Raw genomic sequence first — 25212 nt, forward strand, 5'->3', positions numbered from 1 at the left:
GAAATGAAAACGATTACATACATTCAAGGAGGATGGAACATGAATCGATGGAAATCAGTCTGTGCAGTTGTGCTAACGTTTGCACTAATTTTCAGTTTACTCCCAGTGAACGGATTAGCGCTCGAAAAAGGAAAGTCGACGCTCGTCATCATTCACTACAAAGAAGATAAAACGTCGGAAAAAGATTGGAATCTCTGGCTCTGGGCGAATGGACCGGATTACTTCCCGAACAAGGCGCACGCCTTTAACGGAGAAGATGCGTACGGAAAGATTGCCGCTTATGAATTCCCAGTCGACCAACCTGAAAAAATCGGCCTCATCGTCCGTGATGATAACTGGAATAAAGATGTCGGTTCTGAAAATGACCGTTTCATCACGAAAGATATGATTAAAGATGGTGTCGCGGAAGTGTGGATTGCGTCTGGAAGTAAAGACGTCTCACCGGTCAATCCGACAGGCGGGGCTGACGTCGAATCAATCAAAACAAACGTCCATTATTACCGTTATGACAACGATTATGAAAAATACGGCGTTTGGGCATGGCCGAACGCGGCGGATGGTCAACGGTTTGAATTTAATCAACAAGATGAGTTTGGTGCCGTCGCAACCGTATCGCTTGCAAACCCAACTAAACAACGACTCGTCGGGATCATTCCGCATATCGAAGGCTGGTCCGAAAAAGACGGGGCGGATCGTTTCTTCTATGCCGGAGCAAAAGACATCTGGTTAATTGAAGGGGATCAAACAATCTACTACGGAAAACCGGAAATTGACCGGACACCTAAGATTACGAGTTTCCTCGCAGATGACTTTAAGAAGCTGACGCTCAAAACGAACGCGCCCGTCTCAGCAGACGATATCGGACAATTTTCGTTCACGGGACTCGTCAATCCGGTCGTCACACAACTTGACGCGAAGACACTTGAAGTAACGGTTTCGTCCGACATCGATTTAGCAAAGATCGTGACTGTGACACATCCTGTCTTCGGTGAAGGCGTGCTTGAAGCAGGACAGGTCTTACGTTCTGATGCCTTTGATCAAAAGTATGCCTATGACGGTAAGTTAGGTGTGACGTATAAAAAATCAAAAACGACGTTCCGTTTGTGGGCACCAACCGCTCAAACGGTCGAACTCGAGTTATACAAGTTACCAAAACAAGCAGCAGCAACAACAAAAGACATCACACAAGAAATCGAGATGAAACGTGGTGATCGTGGCGTCTTTACCGTCACTGTAAAAGGTGACCTCGACGGGACAGGCTACACATATGAAGTGAAACATGCAAAAGATACGACGCGTGCCGTCGATCCATATGCGACAGCTGTTGCTGTCAATGGAGATCAAGGTGTTGTCGTTGATTTAAAGGAGACGGATCCGAAACGCTGGACGAAATCAAAGATGCCGCTTAAACAAGCGACAGATGCCATCATCTATGAAACCCACGTCCGTGATTTGTCGATGTTTGATGTGACCGGTTCAGGCTATGATTCAGGAATTAAGCAAAAAGGGAAGTACCTCGGAGTAGTTGAACGTGGAACACGTTTAATGAAAGATGGCAAGAAAACGAAGACGAAGACAGGACTTGATCATCTCAAAGAACTTGGCATCACACATGTTCAGTTCATCCCAGTCTACGACTTCAATACGGCTTCCGTCGATGAGACGAATCCGCTAAAATCATACAACTGGGGATATGACCCGAAAAACTACAATGCACCAGAAGGTTCATATGCGACGAATCCATATGACCCGAAAGTCAGAATTAAAGAGATGAAACAGATGATTCAAGGTCTTCATGACAACGGGCTACGTGCCGTCATGGATGTCGTCTACAACCATATGTTCGACGCCAAAGCATCGAACCTCGATAAAATCGTCCCAGGTTACTATTACCGTTACACAGAGGGTGGCGATTTAGCGAACGGGACGGGTGTCGGGAATGATACAGCGTCAGAACGCCAGATGATGCATAAGTTGATCGTTGACTCCGTCGGATACTGGGCAAAAGAGTACCACTGGGACGGTTTCCGGTTTGATTTGATGGGGATTCACGACGTCAAGACGATGAATGCCGTCAAAAAAACGACGCAAAAAATTGATGCATCAATTCTTGTTTTCGGCGAAGGATGGAGCTTGAACACACCACTTCCTGAAACAGAAAAAGCGAATCAGACAAATGCGAAACAAATGCCGGGCGTCGCTCACTTCAACGATAACTTGCGTGATGCGCTTAAAGGAAGTGTCTTTGAAGATACGGATGCAGGATTCATTAACGGTAAAACGGGTCTTGAAACACGCATCAAACGCGGAATCGTCGGTGAGATTGCTTACAACAAAGACATCACAGGATTCGCAGCAGAGCCGAATCAAACCATCACGTATGTCGAAGCACACGATAACCATACGTTATGGGACAAGTTGAACTTAACGAACCCGAACGATACGGATGCGACGAAAACGAAAATGCACCGCCTGGCGTCAAGCATCCTGTTGACGTCACAAGGGACGACGTTCATTCATGCCGGTCAGGATTTCATGCGGACGAAGGGCGGCGACCATAATTCGTATAAATCACCGGACTCCGTCAACCAGCTCGACTGGAAACGGAAGATGGATCGTCAACAAGACGTCGATTACATGAAGGGCTTGATTGAAGTCCGGAAAGCAAATCCGGCACTTCACCTCGGATCAGCGAAAGACATCAGACGGTATTTGACGTTTGTCGATACGATGGAGCAAGTCGTCGCGTATCAACTTTCAGAAGATGCACCACATCAAAAAGCAGAGTTGTTCGTTGTCCATAACGCAAAACGCGCTGCGGTCAAGCTGACGCTTCCGAAAGGAAAGTGGAAGTTGATCGTCGATGGTAAAACAGCAGGGACGAAAACACTTCGAAATGTTTCAGGCAGCATCACGGTAGATCCACTCAGTTCATTTGTTCTAAAAAAATAACAAGATACAAAAAGGTCGTCCCTACCATGAGTGATTCACGGTAGGGACGACCTTTTTTCATCAAGCGGAAAACTTACGCGTAGCGCTCGTCTTCGACTTCCTTATCTTTTAAGTTACCTTCTTCCGATTTTGCTACGATGACGGCACAAGCAGCGTCACCAGTGACGTTGACGGCAGTCCGCATCATGTCGAGTAGACGATCGACCCCGATGATTAAGGCGATTCCTTCGACGGGAAGGTTGACCGACTGGAGGACCATCGTCAGCATGACGAGGCCGACTCCAGGCACACCAGCTGTTCCGACCGACGCGAGGACGGCAGTCAAGACGACCGTCGCGAGTTGTCCTGGTGTTAAATCGACATTATAGACTTGCGCGATGAAGACGGTCGCGACCCCTTGCATGATTGCTGTTCCGTCCATGTTGATCGTCGCACCAAGCGGTTGAACGAAACTTGAGACAGACCGTGGTACTTTAAGTTCACGTTGCGCCGTTTGCATCGCGACCGGAAGTGTTGCGTTCGACGAAGATGTCGAGAAGGCGAACATCATGACGGGTGCAAACTTCTTGAAGAAGAAGATCGGATTCATCTTCCCGATCAAAGAGACGGCAGAACCATATGTGAATAATGAATGGACGATTAATGATAAGACGACGATCGACATATACGCGAACATTGCTTCTAATGATTTAAGACCTAATGAACCAACGGCTGAAGCGATCAAGGCGAAAGCTCCGAGCGGCGCCATTTTCATGACGAGTGTGATTAAGTACGTCATCAAGTCATTGCCTTGTTCGATGAACGAACGAAGCGTTGCTGCTTTCTTACCTAAGAACGTAATTCCGAACCCGACGAACACACTGAAGACGATGATTTGGAGCATGTTACCTTCCGCCATCGCCGTGATCGGGTTTGTCGGGAACATCCCGACGATCGTATTGATGATACTTGTATCAGGAATCTCACCAGTTGCCTTTGAGAGTCCTTCAGTCTGGAAAGTACCACGTTCGCCCGGTTTGATTAATAAGGCAAGACCAAGTGCGATGATGATCGCAACTGCTGTCGTCGATAAGAAAAACCCGATGGCTTTTCCGCCGACACGACCCAATTCTTTTGGGTTCCCGAGACCCATGACACCGAGGGAAATTGAGAAGAAGACGATTGGAACAACAAGCATTTTAATCAGGTTCAAGAAAATCGTCCCGATTGGTTGTAAGGCATACATATTTAATTTTTCGTAAATCGTCTTGTCAGGTAGAGCGGCTAGGACAAGTCCTAAGGCGATACCGATGAGAAGACCCCAGATGACTCGTTTTGCTTCTTTCATAAATAATACCAACTCCTTTTTCAGATAACTGTTTATATTTTGACACATCATTCACTGTTTTGACAAAACATTTTAACGATTTTAAGAAAACGCTTACAAAAAGTGCCACGTTTTTTTAGGTAAAACAGATGAATCTGTTGTAAATAATGGGACGACATGAGACTATAGAAAGGAACAAAAAGGAACATATCAAGGATGTAATGAGAACATGTCAATCAACTATTGACCATTCTGTACATTCCTACTATAATGTTATATGACGTGTCTGACACGTTTCCTTTAGTCGGTAATATCGGAGGGAGGGAAAACTAGTGGAAACTCGTGTACGTAAAAATGAATCACTTGAAGACGCACTTCGTCGCTTCAAACGTGGTGTTTCAAAAGATGGTACGCTTGCTGAAGTTCGTAAACGTAAACACTACGAAAAGCCAAGTGTAAAACGTAAGCTTAAATCGGAGGCTGCGCGTAAGCGTAAGAAGTTCTAACGTTAGAGAGGGTGTATCCTCATGAGTCTTCAAGAGCGTTTGACAGCGGATATGAAGGAAGCCATGCGTTCGCGTGAGAAAGATCGTCTGACGACGATTCGGATGGTGAAGTCGTCCCTGCAAAATGAAGCGATTAAACTCGGTAAGCAAGAATTAACTGATGAGGAAGAGCTAACTATACTCTCACGTGAGATGAAACAGCGCAACGACTCCCTCCGAGAATTCGAAAGCGCTGATCGTCACGACCTCGTCGAGAAGATTCAAGCAGAGATTATCGTGCTCGAAGCTTATATGCCAAAACAACTTTCTCAAGAAGAAGTTCAGGAAATCGTTGACGCAGCTATTGCACAGACGGGTGCCTCTGCTCCTTCTGATATGGGGAAAGTAATGGGTGTCGTCATGCCGCAGCTTAAGGGCAAGGCGGACGGTGCTTTGATTAATCGACTTGTTAAACAACAATTAAATTGATCAATTTTGAAGGTATCCCTCGGGATACCTTTTTTTTATTTGTTTTTTTGACACATATTATCGGAATAATTAGAAATTAAAAGAGTTGTGAAACCTTTTAATGGGTGAAAGCGTATATAATAAGAGTAACAAAGAAATGTGTTTCAGAAGGGGAGAAGCGTCTGATTCTGATAAAAAGGGGTGAACGGAGTAATGTCTTTTAGCTTAGGGATGATTTTAGCGGTCTTCTTGGTCGGTGTCGTCATGTTGCTGATCGAAATATTCGTCACAGGATTCGGTATCTTTGGAGTTGTGGGTATCGGTGCTGTCCTCGCGAGCCTGATCATGGCGGGTGCGACGGTCGGTCAAGTCGGCCTTGCGATAGGTCTATCCGTATTTTTGTCGCTGGCGGCAGGATACTGGGCATACCGAAGAATCAAATCCAACCAGTCATTGTTATGGAGAGGTTTGATTTTGACGGATTCGACATCGTCGGAAAAAGGATATTTGTCACATGAAGAGAAAGTTCAACTCAATGGCAAGGAAGGTATCAGTTTGACGCATTTACGACCTGCTGGAACGATTGAAATCGATGGGAATCGGATCGATGCAGTGACTGAAGGGAATTTTATCGGCTCTGGTGAGCGAATTATCGTCAAAGAAGTGACACACGGACGCGTCGTCGTTCGAGTCCAAACTACGAAGGAGGAGTCAATCACATGACACCTGAACTGTTAACGGTCCTACTCATATCCGGAGGAGTCTTAATCTTCCTCGCAATTTTCTTTACGCTCGTTCCAATCCCACTGTGGATTAGTTCTTTGGCGGCCGGCGTCCGCGTCTCGATTTTCACACTCGTTGGAATGCGTTTACGTCGCGTCACACCATCTAAAATCGTCAATCCGTTAATTAAAGCCGTCAAAGCTGGCTTAAACTTGAATACGAACCAACTTGAAAGTCATTTTCTTGCCGGTGGTAACGTCGACCGTGTTGTCAATGCGTTGATTGCCGCGCATCGTGCAAACATCGAACTTAGTTTCGAACGTGCGGCCGCGATTGATTTGGCAGGACGAAACGTGCTTGAAGCAGTACAGATGTCAGTTAACCCAAAAGTCATCGAAACACCATTCATCGCAGGTGTTGCGATGAACGGGATTGAAGTAAAAGCAAAAGCAAGAATCACAGTCCGGGCTAACATTGACCGTCTTGTCGGTGGTGCGGGTGAAGAAACAGTCATCGCCCGTGTCGGAGAAGGTGTCATTTCGACAATCGGTTCGTGTCACGATCAAAAAGAAGTGCTTGAAAATCCGGAAATGATTTCACGAACGGTTCTTGCGAAAGGCCTTGATTCCGGTACGGCGTTCGAAATTCTATCGATCGATATCGCGGACATCGATATCGGGAAAAATATCGGTGCTGTTCTTCAAACGGATCAAGCGGAAGCGGATAAAAACATCGCCCAAGCGAAAGCGGAAGAGCGTCGTGCGATGGCGATTGCGAGCGAACAAGAAATGAAATCACGTGTCGAAGAAATGCGTGCGAAAGTTGTTGCAGCCGAAGCGGAAGTCCCGCTTGCGATTTCGGAAGCGCTTCGTGACGGAAACTTCAGCGTGATGGATTATGCGAATTACCTCAACGTGACAGCAGATACGAAGATGCGCCAGGCAATTGGTGGTCAGTCTTCGCCGAATGACTCACAATAAAGGATGATGTAGGATGGGAAGTTTAATCTGGGTCGGTCTAATGGTGGCATTTGGCGTCATCTCTGTCATTTCTAAAGCGGCAGATAAAAGTAAAGCTAACCAACCGACAAGGACGCCATCAAAAGAGTTTGGGGATTATGTGAAGAACATGGTGGGGCAGGCGGAAGCGATGACGAATGATGATGCACCGCCGGCTGTAAAAAAGAAACAGCAACGTCCGCTGTTAGAAGATCGTCGAACGGACATGCAACGGCATACGGATCGTCAGCTGGTTTCTAAAACGAGTACGAATATCGGAGAAATCAAGGGGTCAATCGCCGAAGGAGCAATCGGGACGAAAGCGGTCAAGAAAACAGGGATGCAAACGACGCAAGAAGAAGCACGTCGTGCCATCATCTGGAGCGAAGTCCTCGGTCCACCCGTTTCAAAACGTAAAACGAAAACACCCCATTCATAAGAACAGGTCAGCTTCCTAATTTTAAGGGGAGCTGACCTTTTTAGGTGTTTCAACAAGATGGGTTTTTCTTTCCATCTATTATTAGGAAATGCTAAAGTAGAAGAGAATAGATTTGTGGCGATGACATACTGTTGTCCATCATTAGGAGGCCAATCATAACGTGATATTTAATGAAAGAATTCCATTCGCATTCTCGAATTCAGATCAGACGCAAGCATTCGTTGGACCAAATGATGCGGTGCTTAAAACAATGGAGGCAGAACTTGATGTTCAGCTCGTTCATCGAGGTGATGAATTGATTGTTCAAGCAGAAATGGAGGACTCGATTAGACTGGCGACGCAAGTCATCGGCGTTCTCACACAGCTCGTGAATCGTGGGGCAGTTTTAACGGAGCGTGACGCAACAAGTGCAATTCAATTGGCACGACAAAATCGAGTCGATGAATTACTTGAATTATATGACACCGTCGTTCATACGAATCATAAAGGAAAACCATTACGTGCAAAAACACTAGGTCAAGCACGTTATGTACGCGGGATTGAAAAATACGATTTAACGTTCGGAATCGGACCTGCTGGGACAGGGAAAACGTATTTAGCTGTCGTCATGGCGGCGAAAGCCCTGAAAGAGGGGCATGTGAAACGGCTTGTCCTTACACGTCCTGCTGTTGAAGCTGGTGAAAGTCTAGGTTTCTTACCGGGGGACTTAAAAGAAAAAGTCGATCCTTACCTTCGTCCGTTATACGATGCGCTCCATGATGTGTTAGGTGTCGAACATACTGCGCGCTTATTAGAGCGCGGTGTGATTGAAATTGCTCCACTTGCCTACATGCGTGGACGAACGCTCGAACATGCCTTCGTCATCTTGGATGAAGCTCAAAATACGACAAAAGAACAAATGAAGATGTTTTTGACGCGACTCGGATTTCATTCGAAAATGATTGTTACAGGAGATTTGACGCAAGTCGACTTGCCTCGGGGAAAAGCCTCTGGATTGCAAGAAGCCTTGAATTTGTTAGGTGATGTTCGAGGCATTCATTTTGAACACTTCAGTTCTGCTGATGTCGTTCGTCATCCACTTGTCCGAAAAATCATTGATGCGTACAGCCAAGAAATCGGCTGAAACTCAACCATGAAAGTAAGGGGAAGGGGACTAAGACATGCGGAAAATAGGACTGTGGATCAGCTTGCTGACGATTGGATTTTACATCATCGTGTCAACGATGATGTATGTGTCCGTTCGTCCGGAAGCTTTGGCGGCAGAAGCCTTCTCTATCGCGGAAGAAGATATCCGATCTCCTTTGACCATCGAAGACCGTGAAGCGACCAGACAGATTAAAGAAAATACCGTAGCTGCGATTGACAGTCAGTATACGGTCAAAAAAGAATATGCATCGCAACAAATTGATAAGGTGGAACAACTCTTTGCGAGCTTAAAAGGTATAACGAAGGCAGAAGACATCGGACGGATTAAGCAGCGGCTTCGAAATACAGAGGCGGCTGATTTATTGAAAGATGATGAATTGCGTTTGCTTGCGACGTCTTCTTCGTCCGTTCGGAGCACGACGCGTGACGCGGTGATTACGGCGATTGAAGAAGCAATGAAACAGCGAATTTCTTCTGAAGACGGAGAGTTAGCAGAAGCGCGTGAGAATGCACGGCTCGACATCGACCGAACACCATTATCTTTTTCATTAAAAGCGGTCAGTAAGGCATTGACCGATCAATTGATTGTCACGAACTACGTGTATGACCCTGAGAAGACGGAGCAATTACGAAATCAAACGAGCGATAAAGTCGAACCTGTCATCATTTCTGAAGGGGAGGTTATCGTTAAGCGTGGTGAAGTGATTTCGCAAGATGAATACCGTCAGCTTAAGCTTGTCGGATTGATCTCTGACCGGAAGTCGTTCAAACCATTGTTAGGAACGTTACTTTTGAGTGGTTTAATGACGTTGCTGTTATATGGATTCATCGCTCGTTCAAATCTTCGATACGCGAAGATGGGTAAAGTACGTTTGTTCGGTCTTGTCTATCTTGTCGTGATTTTGCAACTTGTCGTGACATACGGAATGGCGTTTTTGGCAGAGGATATCAATCCTGTACTGTACTTGTTGACACCGACGGCATTCGCGGCACTCGTTTTACGAAATTTGCTGAATGAACGAATCGCCTTGTCCAGCACACTCTTTATGGCGCTTGCCGGCACATTTTTCTATAGCACGAACCAAAACTTTAGTTTTAACATTGCGATTTACTTAGTGGTGGGCGGACTCGTCGCAACCTTCTTTTTACAATCGAGTTTGTCACGACGACGGATTTTCTTGAGTAGTTTAATGATTTCTGCTGCGAACATCGTTGTCTTCTTTACCTTCTTATTGATGCGCAGTGGGCAACTTGAACTTCAGGAAACGCTAACGTTAACGGCGTTTGCGATCGCGAGCGGCGTATTGAGTGCTATCTTCGCGATTGGTTTGTTACCATTTTTAGAAATGACTTTCGGAATCTTGGCTCCGACACGGTTATTAGAACTGTTAAATCCTACACATCCGTTATTAAAGAAATTACTGGTCGAAGCACCAGGAACGTATCATCATAGTATGATGGTCGCGAACTTAGCTGAAACGGCATGTGAAGCAATCGGGGCAGATGGGTTACTTGCGCGAGTTGGTGCTTATTATCATGACCTTGGGAAAACCCGCCGTCCGCTTTATTTCATCGAAAATCAACATGGCCGTAATCCGCACGATCGATTGACACCAATCGAGTCGGCGCGTGTTATTTTAGCGCATACGGATGATGGAGTAGAACTCTTACAAGAAGCAAAAATCCCGGGGGCAATCGTCGCGATTTGCCAAGAACACCACGGTACGTCGTTACTCCGCTACTTCTATGTAAAAGCAACGGAGCAAGGTGAAGTCAACGAAGCGGAATTCCGTTACAGTGGACCGAAACCACAGACACGAGAAGCGGCAGTCATCATGATCGTCGATTCGATTGAAGCAGCTGTCCGCTCGATGAAGTCTCCGACTGAAGAGGGGATTCGTGATCTTGTCTCGAAAATTATTCGAGAGAAGATGCTCGACGATCAATTCGCGGAATGTGACATTACGACGCGTGACATTTATCGTGTCGGGGAAAGTGCGTGTCATACGCTTTCGGGATTGTTCCACGAACGGATTGAATATCCTGAATTAAAGAAAGAGGAAACGAAATGAATACTTATATGACAGACGAGGGAAACTTATTGAGCGAGGAACAGCAGCGCTTAGTCGAATCGATTCTTATTTATACTGCGAAACAAGAAGAAGTCGAAGTCAATAGTGAGCTGTCCGTCACATTCGTGACGAATGAAGAAATCAGAGAAATCAATCGCGACTGGCGTGGGAAAGATCAAGCGACGGACGTCATTTCGTTTGCGATGGATGAGCTCGGAGAAGATGAAATTGACTTTCAATTACTAGAAGACGAACCCGTTGTACTGGGTGATTTAATCATTTCCGTCGAACGGTGTCGGGAACAAGCGGCTGAATATGGAAATCGGTTTGAGCGGGAACTTGGTTTTCTAGCCGTCCATGGTTTTTTACATCTGTTAGGGTATGACCACATCGAAAAGGCAGATGAAGAAGTCATGACAAAACGTCAGGAGGAAATTCTACATCACTTCGAGTTGTATCGAGGCGAGTTGTGAAGTCCTGGTGGGTTCCGTTTGTCCATGCGCTAGCGGGCATCCGACAAGCCGTTCGAGAAGAACGACATATGAAAGTTCATTTTGTTCTCGGACTAGTCGTCACGATTGCAGCATTTTATTTCCCACTTTCGTCCGTTGAACGTGCCATCTTATTTTTAACGATCGGTACCGTTCTAGGTGCGGAAATGCTGAATACAGCTTTTGAAAGAACGGTCGATTTAGTGACGAAAGAGTGGCATCCGTTAGCCAAGGCGGCAAAAGACATCGCGAGCGGTGCAGTTTTAGTGTTGGCGCTTACATCAATTGTGATTGCACTATGCATCTTCGTCCCATATTTGGTACAATAAGAATCCGGCCTTTTTTGGCCAACAAAGTTGCTAAAAGGGGAAAAATGACATGAAAACAGAACAATTACTCGAACAAGCTAAAATTGCACGCGAAAAAGCGTACGTTCCATATTCGAAGTTCCAAGTCGGAGCTGCTCTCTTAACAAAAGACGGACAAGTCTTCCACGGGTGTAACATCGAAAACGCCGCTTACGGTCTCTGCAACTGTGCAGAGCGGACAGCCGTCTTCTCAGCATGGGCACAAGATGCACGTGAATATGCAGCGATGGCTGTCGTAGCAGACACGGAAGGTCCAGTAGCACCATGCGGACAATGCCGCCAAGTCCTGTTCGAAATGTGTGATGCAGATATGCCAATCTATTTGACGAACTTAACAGGTGATGTCACAGAAACAACCGTTGGCGCATTGTTACCAGGTGCGTTCACGAAGGGAGATCTCAATGTTTAAAGAAGGATTTAAATCGGGATTCGTCTCGATCATCGGTCGTCCGAATGTCGGGAAATCGACGTTTTTGAACCGTGTCATCGGTCAAAAAATTGCAATCATGTCAGATAAGCCACAGACGACACGAAACAAGATTCAAGGTGTTTACACAACGGATGATGTGCAGACGGTCTTCATCGATACGCCAGGAATTCATAAACCAAAGCATAAGCTCGGTGACTTCATGATGAAAGTTGCGACAAACGCTTTGCGTGAAGTCGATGCGATTCTCTTCATGATCAACGTGACGGAGCCAAAAGGAAAAGGCGACGACTTCATCATCGAGAAGTTGAAAGGCCTTGATACGCCAATCATTCTCGTCATGAACAAGGTCGACTTGATTCATCCGAATGACATTCCGCCAATCATTGAGTCGTATAAAGACGAATTAGAGTTTGCAGCGGTCGTGCCGATTTCTGCTCTTCAAGGTAATAATGTTGAACCGCTCCTCGGTGAGATTGCGAAACTTTTACCAGAAGGACCGATGTATTATCCAGCCGATCAAGTAACGGATCATCCGGAACGCTTTATTATCTCGGAAATGATTCGCGAAAAAGTCTTACAAAAAACACGAGACGAAGTACCACATTCGATCGCAGTTGCGATTGATCAAATCAAAACACGTGAGGACGGCAATATGGTCGACGTCCACGCGACGATTTTAATCGAACGTGATTCGCAAAAAGGCATCATCATCGGGAAACGTGGGGCACTCCTCAAGGAAATCGGGTCTGAAGCACGGACGGACATCGAAATGCTTCTCGGAACGAAAGTCTATTTGAACCTATGGGTCAAAGTTCAAAAAGACTGGCGTAACAAAGCCGGACAATTGCGCGAACTCGGCTTCCGCGACGATGAGTATTAAGCGATGATTGATAAGGCGGAAGGGCTCGTATTACGAACGGTCGTGTATGGTGAATCGAATAAAATCATCACGTTGCTGACGCGTGAATACGGAAAGCTCGCCGTCATGGCTCGTGGTGCGAAGAAACCGGGTAGCCGGTTTAATGCAGCAAGTCAGCCGTTTATTCGGGCGGTCTATGTCTACCCGAGGTCACGTGGACTCGGTCAATTAAAATCAGCGGATGTCATCACCGGGTATTCACATATCCGGCAAGATGTCCTCTTGATGTCATATGCAATGTACCTGCTCGAACTTGCGGATAAGGCACTTGACGAACGCGTCGCCTATCCGACGCTCTATGATTTATTCGTCGACGGACTGGAGGCGATGGACGAAGGACTTGATCCGGATGTCGTATCGTTCATTGTTGAACTACGCTTGTTGCGTCATCTTGGTATCGCTCCGCACTTAAACGGCTGTACGATTTGCGGGAGTACGGAAGCACCTTTCGCCTTTTCGCTGAACCATGGCGGACTGCTCTGTAAGCGCCATCGTCATGAAGATGAGTATGCCGTATTCTTGCAGGAGTCAGTTGCAAAGATGCTCTATGTCTTTTCCGTCTATGATTTTTCACGGATCGGGACGGTCACGGTCAAGCCGGAAACGAAACGATTACTGCGTCAAATCATGGATGCCTACATGGAACGTTATAGTGGACTTCGGTTACGATCGAAGCGCGTTCTCGATCAATTGCTCAACCTTGAGAATGATTGACAGACTACGCGTACGTTCGGTAGAATAAGTGCGGAAGAACTAACTAAACGAACACGATGAGAAAAAGGAGTAGCACCTCCTCTTCATTCAAGCGATTCCAGGATAGTGTGAGCTGGATATGAAACGGGTGTGAACGGCATTTTTGAGTGTTCCCGTAAAAGAGTGGCATGCTACGCATGCAAGTAGGGTGGAACCGCGGGCTTGTCTCGTCCCTATGTACAACCATGTTGTACATAGGGACGTTTTTGTGTTTCCTTATAAATTTTGGAGGTGGATCTCTTGAAAATGACAGTACAAGACATGATTTTGACGTTACAGAAATTTTGGGCGGAACAAGGTTGTTTGACGATGCAAGCATATGATGTAGAAAAAGGTGCCGGGACGATGAACCCGATGACATTCTTACGGAGCTTAGGACCAGAACCGTGGAACGTTTGTTATACAGAGCCGTCACGTCGCCCGGCTGACGGACGATACGGGGAAAACCCGAACCGGTTGTATCAACATCATCAATTCCAAGTCATCATGAAACCGTCTCCTGACAACATTCAGGAACTCTACTTACAAAGTCTAGAACTCCTCGGCATCAATCCGCTTGAACACGACATTCGTTTTGTCGAAGACAACTGGGAAAACCCGACGTTTGGTGCAGCAGGTCTTGGTTGGGAAGTCTGGTTGAACGGGATGGAAATCACGCAATTCACATATTTCCAGCAAGTTGGTGGAATTGAGTGTAATCCGATTGCAGTGGAAATCACGTATGGTATCGAGCGTCTCGCGTCGTATATTCAAGATGTCGAAAGTGTCTTTGACTTAGTCTGGACGGACGGGTTCCGCTATGGCGATATCTTCTATCAACCAGAATTCGAACATTCCAAATATACGTTCGAGACATCAGATGTTGATTTATTGTTCACATTGTTTGATCAGTATGAAAAAGAAGCGAACCGGGCGCTCGACGAAAACCTTGTGTTCCCGGCGTATGACTACATCTTAAAATGCTCACATACCTTTAATTTGCTCGATGCAAAAGGAGCGATTTCCGTCACGGAACGAACAGGATTCATCCACCGTGTCCGGAACATGTCGCGCCGTTGTGCTCAAAGTTTCATCGAAGAGCGGGAACGTTTAGGTTTCCCATTGATTAAATCGAAAGCTGGTGAATCACATGCATGAATTATTACTTGAAATCGGTCTCGAAGAAATGCCGGCACGCTTCGTCTTGCAGTCTGAAACACAACTGAAGGAACGTGTAACGACATTTTTGACAGAAGCACGGATTACATTTGATACAGTCGAAGCCTTTTCAACACCGCGCCGTCTCGCTGTTCTCGTTAAAGGAATCGCGGAACGCCAAACGGATTTGGAAGAAACGTTAAAAGGACCAGCTAAACGAATCGCGCAAGATGCGGACGGGAACTGGACGAAAGCGGCGGAAGGATTTGCTCGTGGAAAAGGATTGACGACAGATGATCTATTCCTTGGTGAAGAAAAAGGAGTCGAATACATCTATGCGACGCGTAAGGAAGCAGGACAAGAAACAGCGACGTTATTGACGGGGCTAAAACAAGTGATCGAGGCGATGAACTTCCCGAAAAACATGCGCTGGAGTACACAACCGCTCCGTTACATGCGTCCGATCCGTTGGTTGATTGCCTTACTTGACGATCAAGTCATTCCGTTCGAAGTCGCATCAGTCGAAACAGGACGGACGTCACGTGGCCATCGTTTCCTTGGTCAAGACATCACGATTTTACGTCCGAATGCGTATGTCGAAGCATTGGCTGGTGAGCATGTCATCGTCAGTTATGCAGCACGCCGCCAAATGATTGAAGAACAAATCGAAGCACTAGCACAATCAGAACAATTCGAAGTACCGATCGATGCGTCACTGCTTGAAGAAGTCACGAACCTCGTCGAATATCCAACTGCCTTATTCGGTGCGTTTGACGAAGCGTACCTTGAATTGCCGGAAGAAGTCTTAATCACGACGATGAAAGAGCACCAACGCTACTTCCCTGTAAAACGTAATGGTACGTTACTGCATTATTTCGTGACGGTGCGTAACGGGAACGCGCAACACATCGAGAACGTCGCCCGCGGAAATGAAAAAGTCATTCGTGCCCGTCTTGCCGATGCGCAATTCTTCTACGAAGAAGATAAGAAAGCGGATATCGACGCACAAGCAGCCCGTCTCGACAAAATCGTCTTCCATGAAAAACTTGGAACGACGGGTGAAAAAGTTCGCCGCGTACGTGAGATGGCGCTTGCGCTTGCAGACCGCTTCTCAGCCGACAGAACGAAAGTCGATCGTGCCGGTCATATCTATAAATTCGATCTCGTCAGTCAGATGGTCTATGAGTTCACGGAGCTCCAAGGTTTGATGGGCGAGCGTTATGCAAACATGAAACAAGAAGACAAGGAAGTCGCAGCGGCGATCCGCGAGCACTACATGCCACGCTTCGCTGGGGATGAAAGTCCGGCGACACCAACCGGGACGCTACTTGCCGTCGTCGATAAGTTGGACAGCGTCGCTGGCTTCTTCGGTGTTGGTATGATTCCAAGCGGTTCTGCCGATCCTTATGCGTTACGCCGCCAGGCTCAGGGAATCGTCCAAGTCTTAGCGGATCGCAATATCCAAATGACACTCGTTGAACTGATTGATTTTGTAGTGACAGCTCAAATTAAAGCAGGTCTTTATCAGACAGATGCAGAATCAGTAAAAGTGGCGATGCAAGAATTCTTCAGTCAACGCCTCAAGTTCCGTTTATCGGAAAAAGGGTATCGTCATGACGTCGTTGAAGCAGCACTTCAACTTGATATGACGGTTGGAGCGAATGAAAAACGAGCAGCAATGCTTGAAGCGGCGACGCAACGGGACACATTCAAGAAAACAGTCGAACAGTTGAGCCGTGTACTCAACATCTCGAAAAAAGCGGAAACGGTCGTTACTATCAATCCGGAGCTCTTTGAAAATGAAGCGGAACGTACTTTACATGAACGAATCGAACAGGTCATTCCACAAGTCGCAGCGGCAGTAGAGCAATCTGATTTCGAAACAGCGATGGGCGCACTTGAATCAACGGTTCCAGCCATTACAGCCTATTTTGATGGGACAATGATCATGGCAGAAGACGATGCGATTCGATCGAACCGTTTAAGCGAAATGAAACGTTTCGCGGACGCGATTCAAGCGGTCGCACGATTCAATGCACTCACTTTAGTGTAAACAAAGGACGGATGAGCCGATGAAGTTAAATGAACGGCAGAAAAAGATACTCCAAATCGTCAAAGAAAATGGTCCGATCACAGGAGAGCAAATTGCGTCCGAGCTCTCCTTGACGCGGGCGACATTACGACCAGATCTCTCGATTTTGACGATGACAGGAATGCTCGAAGCGCGTCCGCGCGTCGGGTATATGTATGTTGGTAAAAAGAACGCCTCGATGCTTCATGAGAAACTCGACACGTTGACAGTCGGCGAGTTCATGTCTTCTGCCAAGGTGATTCATGAGAGTATGACCGTTTACGACGCAATCGTTCACTTATTCTTAGAAGATGTCGGTTCGCTCTTCGTCGTTGGCAATGATCATGCACTCGTTGGTGTCTTATCACGAAAAGACTTTTTACGAGCTGCAATCGGGAACCAAGAACTCGATTCATTGCCCGTTAATATCATTATGACGCGGATGCCGAACTTGACAGTATGTGAGAAAACGGAAACATTGATCGGGGCCGGGATGAAGTTGATCGAAAAACAAATCGACTCGATGCCTGTCGTTGAAAACAGTGATGGCATCCTGAAAGTCGTCGGACGGATGACGAAGACGAACATGACGAAAGTACTGGTCGCGTTAGCAAGAGATGAAGAAATTTAAGAGGAGGCTCACAGATGAGACAACGTATTTATGTAGTCAGTGATTCAGTGGGTGAAACGTGTGAACTTGTTGTTCGTGCAGCAGCGATTCAATTTCCGGAGCGGGCGATTGAAACAGTCCGGATCCCATTCGTCGATGACGATCAAGTGATTTATGATCTCGTTTTGCATGCGAAAGAAGAGCGGGCGACGATTGTTTATACGATCGTCCATGCGAAGCACCGTCGTTTGCTTGCGGAGACGGCGAAGGCCCACGAAGTCGAAGCAATCGACTTACTTGGACCGTTGCTTGATACGATGGAAGATCGACTCGGGATGCAACCGAAAGAAGAGCCAGGGCTAATTTATCGTTTGGATGAGGAATACTTCCGGAAAATCGAAGCGGTCGAATTCGCTGTGAAGTATGATGACGGTCGGGATCCACGTGGAATTAAACGGGCTGATATCGTCTTGATTGGTGTCTCACGAACGTCGAAGACTCCTCTCTCACAATACCTTGCTTTGAAACGGTACAAAGTTGCGAATGTTCCTCTCGTTCCGGAATCTGTACCACCAGAAGAACTTTTTGATATTCCGAAAGAAAAGTGTTTCGGATTATTGATTTCTCCTGAGAAGTTGATTGATATCCGGATGGAACGGTTACGTTCGCTTGGTTTGAAACCGGAAGCTGCCTACGCACAAATCGATCGCATCAATCGTGAACTTGATTATGCGAAAAAATTGTATGAGCGGATTGGCTGTCAAATCATCGATGTGACAAATAAGGCAGTTGAAGAAACAGCGAACTTGATTTTGACGGGAATTTCAGGAAAGGCGCATGACTAGTCAAGAAAGTACTTGCGTAGTATACTAGTCTAGCTGATAAATGAGATGATGCAATTTTTCCAATGAAACGGAACGAGTATTCGTTCCGTTTCATTGCGGGTATATATATAAGAGTTGAGAAGAGGAGGTGGGACGATTGAAAAGAATTCCGGATGAACTGGTCGATCAGGTTCGCCAAGCGACGGATATCGTTGAACTAATCTCTGAACGTGTAGAATTAAAAAAACAAGGGAATCGGTATTCAGGGTTATGTCCATTCCATTCAGAAAAATCCCCCTCTTTTTCGGTCTCGCCTGATAAAGGAATGTATTATTGTTTTGGTTGTGGAGCGGGCGGAAACGCCATCACCTTCGTCATGGAAACGGAAGGGATGAGTTTTCCGGAAGCCGTCTCGAAACTCGCTGATCGAACGGACGTGACATTACCGGAGTTCGAGCGATCTGATCAGACTGAATCGACACCAGATCAAGAAAAGAAATACCGGATGCGTGAAGCGCATCGAATCGTTGCTGATTTGTACCATGAAGTCATGTTACAGACAGCCGCTGGTGACGCCGGTCGTGAATATCTTGAAAAACGGGGAATTGGCGAATCGGCGATGCGTGAATTTAAACTCGGCTATGCTCCAGACCAAGAACGTTTTACAGTCGACTCCTTGACCCGGCGTAATTTTGACTTGGATGAAATGGTGGAAGCTGGATTGATTTCTGTAGGTAGAGATGGCGATTATCGCGATCGATTTAACGGCAGGGTCGTCTTTCCGATTTCAGATCGTGATGGCACGGTTGTTGGATTCAGTGGACGTTCCATTGATGGAAGAGACCCGAAGTACGTCAATACGGCAGAGACACCGCTCTTCAATAAAAGTGAATTACTGTTCGGTTTTGCACAAGCACGGGGCGCGATGCGTAAAAATAAACAAGTTGTGCTCGTAGAAGGCAATTTAGATGTTGTACGAGTCGCTCAAGCGGGTATATCCTATACCGTAGCCTCTTTAGGAACGGCCTTAACTCCTGTCCATGCACAAAATCTTGGACGGATCGTCGATGAAGTCATTATTTGCTATGACGGAGACAAAGCCGGTCGGGCAGCGACGATTAAAGCATTACGTCTTCTTGAAGATGTTGCGGTAGATTGTTCCGTCATTCGGCTACCGGATGAAGAAGATCCGGATTCGTACATCGGAACTCATTCCGAAGAAACATTTATTCGTCTAGTGGAACAAGAACGGGTTTCAAGTCTTGAATTCAAATCTTTTTATTTTCGTCAAGGAAAAAACTTGCGATTAGAAGGAGAACGCGTTCGATATATTGAAACTATGCTTGAGGAGATTAATCGGACAACGAATCCTCTGCTTCGAGATATTTATCTTGGTAAGCTAGCGGAAGAATTCCAGTTATCGAAAGAATCGTTATTGTCACAAGTGAAACCGTTACAAGCACCTAAAGTAAAGCAGGAACGTCGCGTCGAACGACAAACGAACGTCGCAGCACCTCAAGACCGAACATTTACGAACTGGAAGCGGGCAGAACGTTTTTTACTTGCTTACATGATTCGGTCAGAGGAGGTTGGAATGGAAGTCCGAGATCAACTCGGAGTCGATTTTAATGATCCGGCGCATCAGCTGATCGCCGGTAAATTATATGAGTTTTATGGAGCAGGTGCTCCGGCAAATCCGGACCGCTTCTTGACGATGTTACAAGATGCATCGCTTCAACGAATCGTCGCCGATTTAGAGTTTATGCTCATGCCGGAGTACGATCCGGATTTGTTGAGTCATTATATACGCGCCGTTCAAAATGAACGACAACGACGGACACTCGATGAAGAGAAGTCACGTTTGAATCAACAAACAGATATCCGTGCTCAAGCGGAACTAATGCAGGCAATCATCGAACGGAAACGACGCTTAAAAGATCGATGACCTGTTGCATGATGTGGAAGGAGTGTATGGTTCGATGGCAGAAAAAGCAAGATCAGAAGCAGAAATACTCCGTCTCGCGAAGGATGAACTAATCGCGCTCGGACATAAAAATGGGGAACTATCGCATCAAAAAATCGAAGATAAGCTCAGCTCATTTGAATCGATGGATGCGCAACAATTTGAAGAGTTTCTTCAATTGTTAGAGACTGAAGGTATCAAAGTAAACAACGATGGTACGGGTGACGATAAAGAAGAGGCGGATTTAAACGATCTCTCTGTCCCACCAGGTGTTAAAATCAATGACCCTGTCCGGATGTACCTGAAAGAAATCGGTCGTGTCGATCTCTTGAATGCAGAGGACGAAGTCGAACTTGCAAAACGAATTGAACAAAACGATGAAGAAGCGAAAAAGCGTCTTGCTGAAGCGAACTTACGTCTTGTCGTCTCGATTGCAAAACGTTACGTCGGACGTGGTATGTTGTTCCTCGACTTGATTCAAGAAGGAAACATGGGATTAATTAAAGCGGTCGAGAAATTCGATTATACAAAAGGATACAAATTCTCGACCTACGCAACATGGTGGATTCGTCAGGCAATCACCCGCGCGATTGCTGACCAAGCACGTACAATCCGGATTCCGGTTCATATGGTCGAGACGATCAATAAATTGATTCGTGTTCAACGTCAGCTCCTACAAGACTTAGGACGTGAACCGACGCCTGAAGAAATTTCAAAAGAGATGGAAATCACACCTGAGAAAGTACGTGAGATTTTAAAAATCGCTCAAGAACCGGTGTCACTCGAAACACCAATCGGGGAAGAGGACGATTCGCATCTCGGTGATTTCATTGAAGATCAAGACGCAACGGCGCCGCAAGACGCAGCTGCGTATGAATTATTGAAAGAACAACTTGAAGATGTCCTCGATACATTGACGGACCGGGAAGAAAACGTGTTACGTCTTCGTTTTGGTCTTGATGATGGTCGGACACGGACGCTTGAAGAAGTCGGTAAAGTATTTGGTGTTACGCGTGAGCGGATTCGTCAAATTGAAGCGAAAGCTTTACGTAAACTTCGCCACCCGAGTCGTTCAAAACGTCTGAAAGACTTCTTGGATTGATTTTAAAAGTGTGAAGAAAATATGAAAATTTGGTGAGAAGGAAGAAAAAGTTTTGTTTTTTTCTTCCTTCTCTGTTTTTTTTACAGTAGAATAGTAACGGGGAATACCATTCAGTCACCAACTTGGTTGGGTATAGAATATGGGGGGAAATCCAAATGCGTAATCCATTAGTACCGTTCGCAGCGATTGCGATCATCGCAATCATTGCCATGATTTCATTGTCATACTTTGGCGTAGATCAGGCGAAAGAAGCTGAAAAGGGTCCATCAACAGCTGAAATGAAGCCAGAAGATCTATTTGCATCAAAAGGATGTACAGGATGTCACGGCGGCAATCTCGAAGGCGGAGCAGGTCCGAACTTAACTAAAGTCGGTGCGAAGCTGAAAGAAGAAGAAATCAAAGACATCGCTATGAATGGTAAAGGGCAAATGCCTGGGGGTCTTGCTAACGACGAAGAAGCCACTGTTTTAGCGAAATGGCTTGCAGAAAAGAAATAAGTCAAAAACATCTGTCTCTTCTCCGAGATAGGTGTTTTTTTCTTGTGCGAATTTGGGAAAAGCCATACAGCACGGTATTTCTTTTTTAGGCTAAGTCAGCTATTTTAAAAAGAGATGGATTAGAAAGAGGAAGGATGACATACATTGCAAACACACGTCACATTAGATCAACGATTAACAAAAGTAGTCTCATATATTCCACAAGGAGCAGTCCTCGCGGATATTGGTTCCGATCACGCATTCGTCCCGTGTTATTGTATCCAACAAGGCTTAGTCGAACGTGCCATCGCAGGAGAAGTCAATGTGGGGCCGATGGAAGCGGCACAAGGGCAAGTCGCGCTTGTTCAATTAGACGAACAGATTGAAGTACGTCTCGGGAGTGGTTTGACGGTTCTCACTCCAGGAGAAGTAACGGCTGTGACGATTGCCGGCATGGGTGGAACGCTCATCGCAACGATTTTAGAGGAAGGGAAGGCGCATTTATCGGGCGAAGAACGCTTGATTCTTCAACCGAACGTCGATGCTATCGATGTTCGAAAATGGTTACTTGAACATGGATATGCGTTACTATCGGAAGCCATCGTTAAAGAGAATGGAAAGATTTACGAGATTCTCGTTGCAGAAAAAGGAGAAGAAATGATTTACGCAGAGGACGCGGACATCCGGAAGTGGGAATTGTTATTTGGACCGCAACTCATGCGAGAAAAAGCACCTGCCTTCATCGAGAAGTGGCAGACGGAAAAAGAGAAACGGCAATATATTTTAGAGCAGATGCAGCAAGGAAATGACTCCGACGTTTTGAAAGAGAAGATTACGAAGATCCGCCGCTTGATTGAAAAAATGGAAGAGGTGACGAGCTGATGGCGAACGGTCAATTCATTATCGAACAGTTCGAAGCATTTTCACCGAAAAAATTTGCGATGCCGGGGGATCCAATCGGTCTACAAATCGGTACGCTGAATAAAGACGTGAAGCGTGTCATGGTGACGCTTGACGTCTTGGAGTCGGTCGTCGATGAAGCAATTGAAAAAGGCATCGATTTAATCATTGCCCATCACCCGCCGATTTTTAGTAAATTAGCGCAAGTCAACGATCAATCGGCGACTGGAAGAATCGTCATGAAGTGTATCGAACATAAGATTGCCGTTTACGCGGCACATACGAATCTCGACGTAACGCAAGGCGGTGTTAATGATTTGATGGCAGAAGCCATCGGACTGACCGACACAACGGTTTTGTCACCTACATTTGAAAACGCGGTCTATAAGCTTGTTGTCTTCGTTCCGCAAGAAGCCGTACAACAGGTATCAGAAGCGCTTACGAAGGCAGGAGCGGGACAAATCGGTGCTTACAGCGCCTGTCAGTTCCATAGTGTAGGGACTGGACAATTTAAACCTGAGACTGGGACAGTACCTTACATTGGCAATGTCGGACAAGTCGAACGAGTTTCTGAAGTCCGAATTGAGACGATCGTTACGGAACTGAATCAAAAACAAGTGATTCGTGCGATGAAAAAAGCGCACCCTTATGAAGAAGTCGCTTATGATATCATGCGCCAGGAGCGGACAGTTGAGCCGTTAGGGCTTGGCAGAATCGGTTACCTCGAACGACCAGTGTCGTTACGTCAGTTCGCAGAACATGTCCGTGATGTGTTCGGTGTTGAAAACCTGCGTTTTGTGGGAGAATCGGACCGCCTCATAAAAAAAGTCGCCGTACTCGGTGGAGACGGCAATAAACATGTTTCAACAGCGGCGTTTGCCGGGGCAGATGTCCTCGTGACGGGCGATCTGTACTTCCACGTCGCCCATGATGCAATGGCGCTCGGCTTAGCAGTCGTCGATCCTGGACATCACGTCGAGTCAGTCATGAAACAAGGCGTCGTCAATGAGCTGAAGAAACGTTTTGAGGAACGAAAAATCCGTGACGTCGAATTGGTCGTCTCGACGACAAATACGAATCCATTCAAATTTTTATGAACGCAAAAAACCGTACTGCACTTTAAAGTGCAGTACGGTTTTTTGCGTGTAGACAAAGTGATATCGGAAGATAAAAGCGTCTTTTTTCGTTGCTTTCCTCGGGCGAGGCGCAAGCCATTGCTCCTTGGTCCTCACGACCAACGAGCAGTATCTTGCCTGCCTCTGAAAGTGCGTTGAAAACGCACTTTTCCCGTAGGAGTCAACGAAACATGACGCTTTTTAGGTAATACCGTGACGGAAATCCAGGCATGCAGACGGTTTAAAGCGATATCCGTCTTGAATCGCTTTAGAACCGCGAAAAGCAATCGGTCGCGACCCTGCAGCTTTGCTGTAGCGGCGCGGAACATTGCCGCTTTGAAGACGAGGCGAGACGACAGGGAAGCGCGAACTGATAACATCTCGCTATAAAATTTTAGTTCTTCATAAGAGTTTGTCTACAGTCTAAAAAACCGTACGGAACCTTAAGGTTCCGTACGGTTTTTAAATGTCTATTACAAGATTTTTACTTTTGGTAAAATCCGACGCAATTCGAGGAATGGTGTTTTATCATGTGTGCTGATATCAGCTGGGTCATACTGCTGTAAGAAATCGATGACTTTTTTCGTGATTGGTGTTGGTGTAGAAGCACCTGAAGTGACACCGACTTGATTCACCCCTTCGAGCCATGTTAAATCAAGTTCAGTCAAATCACCGATACGATGAGCTGGGGTACCTGCGATATCAAATGAAACTTGTGCCAAACGATTCGAGTTGTTCGAACGCGGATCGCCGACGACGATCACAAGATCACAATCGCCCGCTTGATCGGCGACAGCTTCTTGACGGACTTGCGTCGCGTTACAAATTTCATTATGGACTTCGACGTGCGGGTACTTTTTACGGACATGTTCCATTAAGGCCTGGACATCCCATTGGCTCATCGTCGTTTGATTCGTGACGATGATTTTTTTGGTTGATAAGTGGGCAGGCAATGCTTCGATGTCTTCGACTTTTTCAATCAAATGGACATGTTCCGGAGCGACGCCAACTGCACCTTCTGGTTCCGGGTGTCCGTGTTTTCCGACGTAGATGACTTCATAGTCATCAGCGACGACAGTCCGGATTAAATCATGTGTGCGCGTGACATCAGGACATGTCGCATCGACGACTGTTAATTTTTTTTCGGCAGCGCGCGCATAGACGGCAGGTGAAATTCCGTGCGCTGTAAAGATGACCGTTCCTTCTTTAATGGTTTCGAGTGCTTCAAGACGATCAGGACCATCAACTGTCAAAACACCCATTCGTTCAAATTCATGTGTAACGTGAGCATTATGGACGATCATACCGAGAATATGGATAGGTCGTGGCAAGTTTTCATTCATTGCGGCTTGTTGCGCTAACTTCATCGCGTCAACGACACCATAACAATAACCACGAGGGCTGATTTTTTTTACTAACATAAGTGTTGATTCTCCTTTAGCGTAGAAAGAATGATTAGTTAGA

Annotated in this window: 24 protein-coding genes; 22 read left to right on the forward strand and 2 right to left on the reverse strand. The window is 46.2% G+C overall.

What is annotated here, in order from left to right:
- Positions 1–39 precede the first annotated feature (39 nt).
- The gene (pulA, locus tag AC0VYQ_RS04380; RefSeq protein WP_475404319.1) at positions 40–2952 is read left to right on the forward strand and encodes a type I pullulanase; all 2913 of its coding nucleotides are present in this window, start codon (positions 40–42) and stop codon (positions 2950–2952) included.
- Positions 2953–3025: 73 nt separating this feature from the next.
- Here pulA and AC0VYQ_RS04385 read toward each other — a convergent pair whose 3' ends face one another.
- The gene (locus AC0VYQ_RS04385) at positions 3026–4279 is read right to left on the reverse strand and encodes a dicarboxylate/amino acid:cation symporter (protein ID WP_214805153.1); all 1254 of its coding nucleotides are present in this window, start codon (positions 4277–4279) and stop codon (positions 3026–3028) included.
- 311 nt (positions 4280–4590) lie between these two features.
- On the opposite strand from AC0VYQ_RS04385, the gene rpsU reads away from it, so the two are divergent.
- The 21 genes from rpsU (at position 4591) to AC0VYQ_RS04490 (ending at position 23730) form a co-directional block, all read left to right on the forward strand.
- Positions 4591–4764, forward strand: a complete 174-nt coding sequence (rpsU, locus tag AC0VYQ_RS04390; protein WP_012369719.1) for a 30S ribosomal protein S21 — start codon at positions 4591–4593, stop codon at positions 4762–4764.
- Between the two features lie 21 nt (positions 4765–4785).
- Complete coding sequence (locus tag AC0VYQ_RS04395) at positions 4786–5232, forward strand: GatB/YqeY domain-containing protein (RefSeq protein WP_029332932.1); 447 nt, start codon at positions 4786–4788, stop codon at positions 5230–5232.
- Between the two features lie 192 nt (positions 5233–5424).
- The gene (locus tag AC0VYQ_RS04400; RefSeq protein WP_475404320.1) at positions 5425–5934 is read left to right on the forward strand and encodes an NfeD family protein; all 510 of its coding nucleotides are present in this window, start codon (positions 5425–5427) and stop codon (positions 5932–5934) included.
- Positions 5931–6914 carry a flotillin-like protein FloA gene (floA, locus tag AC0VYQ_RS04405; protein ID WP_029332934.1) on the forward strand — a complete coding sequence of 328 codons (984 nt, stop codon included), beginning with the start codon at positions 5931–5933 and terminating at the stop codon, positions 6912–6914. Before AC0VYQ_RS04400 ends, floA begins: the two co-directional genes overlap by 4 nt.
- Positions 6915–6927: 13 nt before the next feature.
- Entirely contained in the window at positions 6928–7371 is a 444-nt protein-coding gene (locus tag AC0VYQ_RS04410) for a hypothetical protein (RefSeq protein ID WP_214769899.1), read from the forward strand.
- Between the two features lie 160 nt (positions 7372–7531).
- Complete coding sequence (locus tag AC0VYQ_RS04415; RefSeq protein ID WP_214765426.1) at positions 7532–8494, forward strand: PhoH family protein; 963 nt, start codon at positions 7532–7534, stop codon at positions 8492–8494.
- 37 nt (positions 8495–8531) lie between these two features.
- Positions 8532–10589 (forward strand): HD family phosphohydrolase, encoded by a 2058-nt coding sequence (locus tag AC0VYQ_RS04420; RefSeq protein WP_214765424.1) that lies wholly within the window; start codon positions 8532–8534, stop codon positions 10587–10589.
- Positions 10586–11062, forward strand: a complete 477-nt coding sequence (gene ybeY, locus AC0VYQ_RS04425) for an rRNA maturation RNase YbeY (RefSeq protein ID WP_029332938.1) — start codon at positions 10586–10588, stop codon at positions 11060–11062. Before AC0VYQ_RS04420 ends, ybeY begins: the two co-directional genes overlap by 4 nt.
- Positions 11059–11409 carry a diacylglycerol kinase family protein gene (locus AC0VYQ_RS04430; protein ID WP_088836557.1) on the forward strand — a complete coding sequence of 117 codons (351 nt, stop codon included), beginning with the start codon at positions 11059–11061 and terminating at the stop codon, positions 11407–11409. The genes ybeY and AC0VYQ_RS04430 overlap by 4 nt, the downstream gene beginning before the upstream one ends.
- 49 nt (positions 11410–11458) lie before the next feature.
- Positions 11459–11857, forward strand: a complete 399-nt coding sequence (locus tag AC0VYQ_RS04435) for a cytidine deaminase (RefSeq protein ID WP_029332940.1) — start codon at positions 11459–11461, stop codon at positions 11855–11857.
- Positions 11850–12758 (forward strand): GTPase Era, encoded by a 909-nt coding sequence (gene era / locus AC0VYQ_RS04440; RefSeq protein WP_214805155.1) that lies wholly within the window; start codon positions 11850–11852, stop codon positions 12756–12758. The genes AC0VYQ_RS04435 and era overlap by 8 nt, the downstream gene beginning before the upstream one ends.
- Before the next feature lie 3 nt (positions 12759–12761).
- Complete coding sequence (gene recO, locus AC0VYQ_RS04445) at positions 12762–13511, forward strand: DNA repair protein RecO (protein ID WP_029332942.1); 750 nt, start codon at positions 12762–12764, stop codon at positions 13509–13511.
- A 285-nt stretch (positions 13512–13796) separates the two neighbouring features.
- Positions 13797–14687 carry a glycine--tRNA ligase subunit alpha gene (gene glyQ / locus AC0VYQ_RS04450; protein WP_029332943.1) on the forward strand — a complete coding sequence of 297 codons (891 nt, stop codon included), beginning with the start codon at positions 13797–13799 and terminating at the stop codon, positions 14685–14687.
- The gene (gene glyS, locus AC0VYQ_RS04455; RefSeq protein WP_214800967.1) at positions 14680–16740 is read left to right on the forward strand and encodes a glycine--tRNA ligase subunit beta; all 2061 of its coding nucleotides are present in this window, start codon (positions 14680–14682) and stop codon (positions 16738–16740) included. Before glyQ ends, glyS begins: the two co-directional genes overlap by 8 nt.
- Before the next feature lie 19 nt (positions 16741–16759).
- Positions 16760–17389 (forward strand): transcriptional regulator CcpN, encoded by a 630-nt coding sequence (gene ccpN, locus AC0VYQ_RS04460; protein WP_029332945.1) that lies wholly within the window; start codon positions 16760–16762, stop codon positions 17387–17389.
- A 14-nt stretch (positions 17390–17403) separates the two neighbouring features.
- Positions 17404–18213, forward strand: coding sequence for a pyruvate, water dikinase regulatory protein (locus AC0VYQ_RS04465; protein ID WP_029332946.1), 810 nt, complete (start codon positions 17404–17406; stop codon positions 18211–18213).
- A 136-nt stretch (positions 18214–18349) separates the two neighbouring features.
- Entirely contained in the window at positions 18350–20137 is a 1788-nt protein-coding gene (gene dnaG / locus AC0VYQ_RS04470) for a DNA primase (RefSeq protein ID WP_159173848.1), read from the forward strand.
- Positions 20138–20171: 34 nt separating this feature from the next.
- Positions 20172–21257 carry an RNA polymerase sigma factor RpoD gene (gene rpoD, locus AC0VYQ_RS04475; RefSeq protein ID WP_012369736.1) on the forward strand — a complete coding sequence of 362 codons (1086 nt, stop codon included), beginning with the start codon at positions 20172–20174 and terminating at the stop codon, positions 21255–21257.
- A 155-nt stretch (positions 21258–21412) separates the two neighbouring features.
- Entirely contained in the window at positions 21413–21754 is a 342-nt protein-coding gene (cccA, locus tag AC0VYQ_RS04480; protein ID WP_029332948.1) for a cytochrome c550, read from the forward strand.
- Between the two features lie 144 nt (positions 21755–21898).
- On the forward strand, positions 21899–22615 hold the full coding sequence (locus tag AC0VYQ_RS04485; protein WP_475404321.1) for a tRNA (adenine(22)-N(1))-methyltransferase: 717 nt from the start codon (positions 21899–21901) through the stop codon (positions 22613–22615).
- The gene (locus AC0VYQ_RS04490; RefSeq protein WP_475404322.1) at positions 22615–23730 is read left to right on the forward strand and encodes a Nif3-like dinuclear metal center hexameric protein; all 1116 of its coding nucleotides are present in this window, start codon (positions 22615–22617) and stop codon (positions 23728–23730) included. The genes AC0VYQ_RS04485 and AC0VYQ_RS04490 overlap by 1 nt, the downstream gene beginning before the upstream one ends.
- A gap of 491 nt (positions 23731–24221) precedes the next feature.
- On the opposite strand, the gene AC0VYQ_RS04495 is transcribed toward AC0VYQ_RS04490, so the two are convergent.
- A complete protein-coding gene (locus AC0VYQ_RS04495) occupies positions 24222–25169 on the reverse strand; it encodes a 4-hydroxy-3-methylbut-2-enyl diphosphate reductase (RefSeq protein ID WP_029332951.1) in 948 nt (315 codons plus the stop codon).
- Positions 25170–25212: the final 43 nt, after the last annotated feature.

Source organism: Exiguobacterium sp. QJM3NY_9 (assembly GCF_056173545.1).

What these genes read in the sequence shown, in the direction of transcription:
- glyS (WP_214800967.1), top strand. Translation starts at nt 14,680, where the DNA reads ATGCATGAATTATTACTTGAAATCGGTCTCGAAGAAATGCCGGCACGC.
- AC0VYQ_RS04385 (WP_214805153.1), bottom strand. Translation starts at nt 4,279, where the DNA reads ATGAAAGAAGCAAAACGAGTCATCTGGGGTCTTCTCATCGGTATCGCC.
- ccpN (WP_029332945.1), top strand. Translation starts at nt 16,760, where the DNA reads ATGAAGTTAAATGAACGGCAGAAAAAGATACTCCAAATCGTCAAAGAA.
- AC0VYQ_RS04400 (WP_475404320.1), top strand. Translation starts at nt 5,425, where the DNA reads ATGTCTTTTAGCTTAGGGATGATTTTAGCGGTCTTCTTGGTCGGTGTC.
- AC0VYQ_RS04495 (WP_029332951.1), bottom strand. Translation starts at nt 25,169, where the DNA reads ATGTTAGTAAAAAAAATCAGCCCTCGTGGTTATTGTTATGGTGTCGTT.
- AC0VYQ_RS04490 (WP_475404322.1), top strand. Translation starts at nt 22,615, where the DNA reads ATGGCGAACGGTCAATTCATTATCGAACAGTTCGAAGCATTTTCACCG.
- glyQ (WP_029332943.1), top strand. Translation starts at nt 13,797, where the DNA reads ATGACAGTACAAGACATGATTTTGACGTTACAGAAATTTTGGGCGGAA.
- pulA (WP_475404319.1), top strand. Translation starts at nt 40, where the DNA reads ATGAATCGATGGAAATCAGTCTGTGCAGTTGTGCTAACGTTTGCACTA.
- cccA (WP_029332948.1), top strand. Translation starts at nt 21,413, where the DNA reads ATGCGTAATCCATTAGTACCGTTCGCAGCGATTGCGATCATCGCAATC.
- AC0VYQ_RS04395 (WP_029332932.1), top strand. Translation starts at nt 4,786, where the DNA reads ATGAGTCTTCAAGAGCGTTTGACAGCGGATATGAAGGAAGCCATGCGT.
- AC0VYQ_RS04410 (WP_214769899.1), top strand. Translation starts at nt 6,928, where the DNA reads ATGGGAAGTTTAATCTGGGTCGGTCTAATGGTGGCATTTGGCGTCATC.
- AC0VYQ_RS04420 (WP_214765424.1), top strand. Translation starts at nt 8,532, where the DNA reads ATGCGGAAAATAGGACTGTGGATCAGCTTGCTGACGATTGGATTTTAC.
- era (WP_214805155.1), top strand. Translation starts at nt 11,850, where the DNA reads ATGTTTAAAGAAGGATTTAAATCGGGATTCGTCTCGATCATCGGTCGT.
- ybeY (WP_029332938.1), top strand. Translation starts at nt 10,586, where the DNA reads ATGAATACTTATATGACAGACGAGGGAAACTTATTGAGCGAGGAACAG.
- floA (WP_029332934.1), top strand. Translation starts at nt 5,931, where the DNA reads ATGACACCTGAACTGTTAACGGTCCTACTCATATCCGGAGGAGTCTTA.
- rpoD (WP_012369736.1), top strand. Translation starts at nt 20,172, where the DNA reads ATGGCAGAAAAAGCAAGATCAGAAGCAGAAATACTCCGTCTCGCGAAG.
- recO (WP_029332942.1), top strand. Translation starts at nt 12,762, where the DNA reads ATGATTGATAAGGCGGAAGGGCTCGTATTACGAACGGTCGTGTATGGT.
- AC0VYQ_RS04465 (WP_029332946.1), top strand. Translation starts at nt 17,404, where the DNA reads ATGAGACAACGTATTTATGTAGTCAGTGATTCAGTGGGTGAAACGTGT.
- AC0VYQ_RS04435 (WP_029332940.1), top strand. Translation starts at nt 11,459, where the DNA reads ATGAAAACAGAACAATTACTCGAACAAGCTAAAATTGCACGCGAAAAA.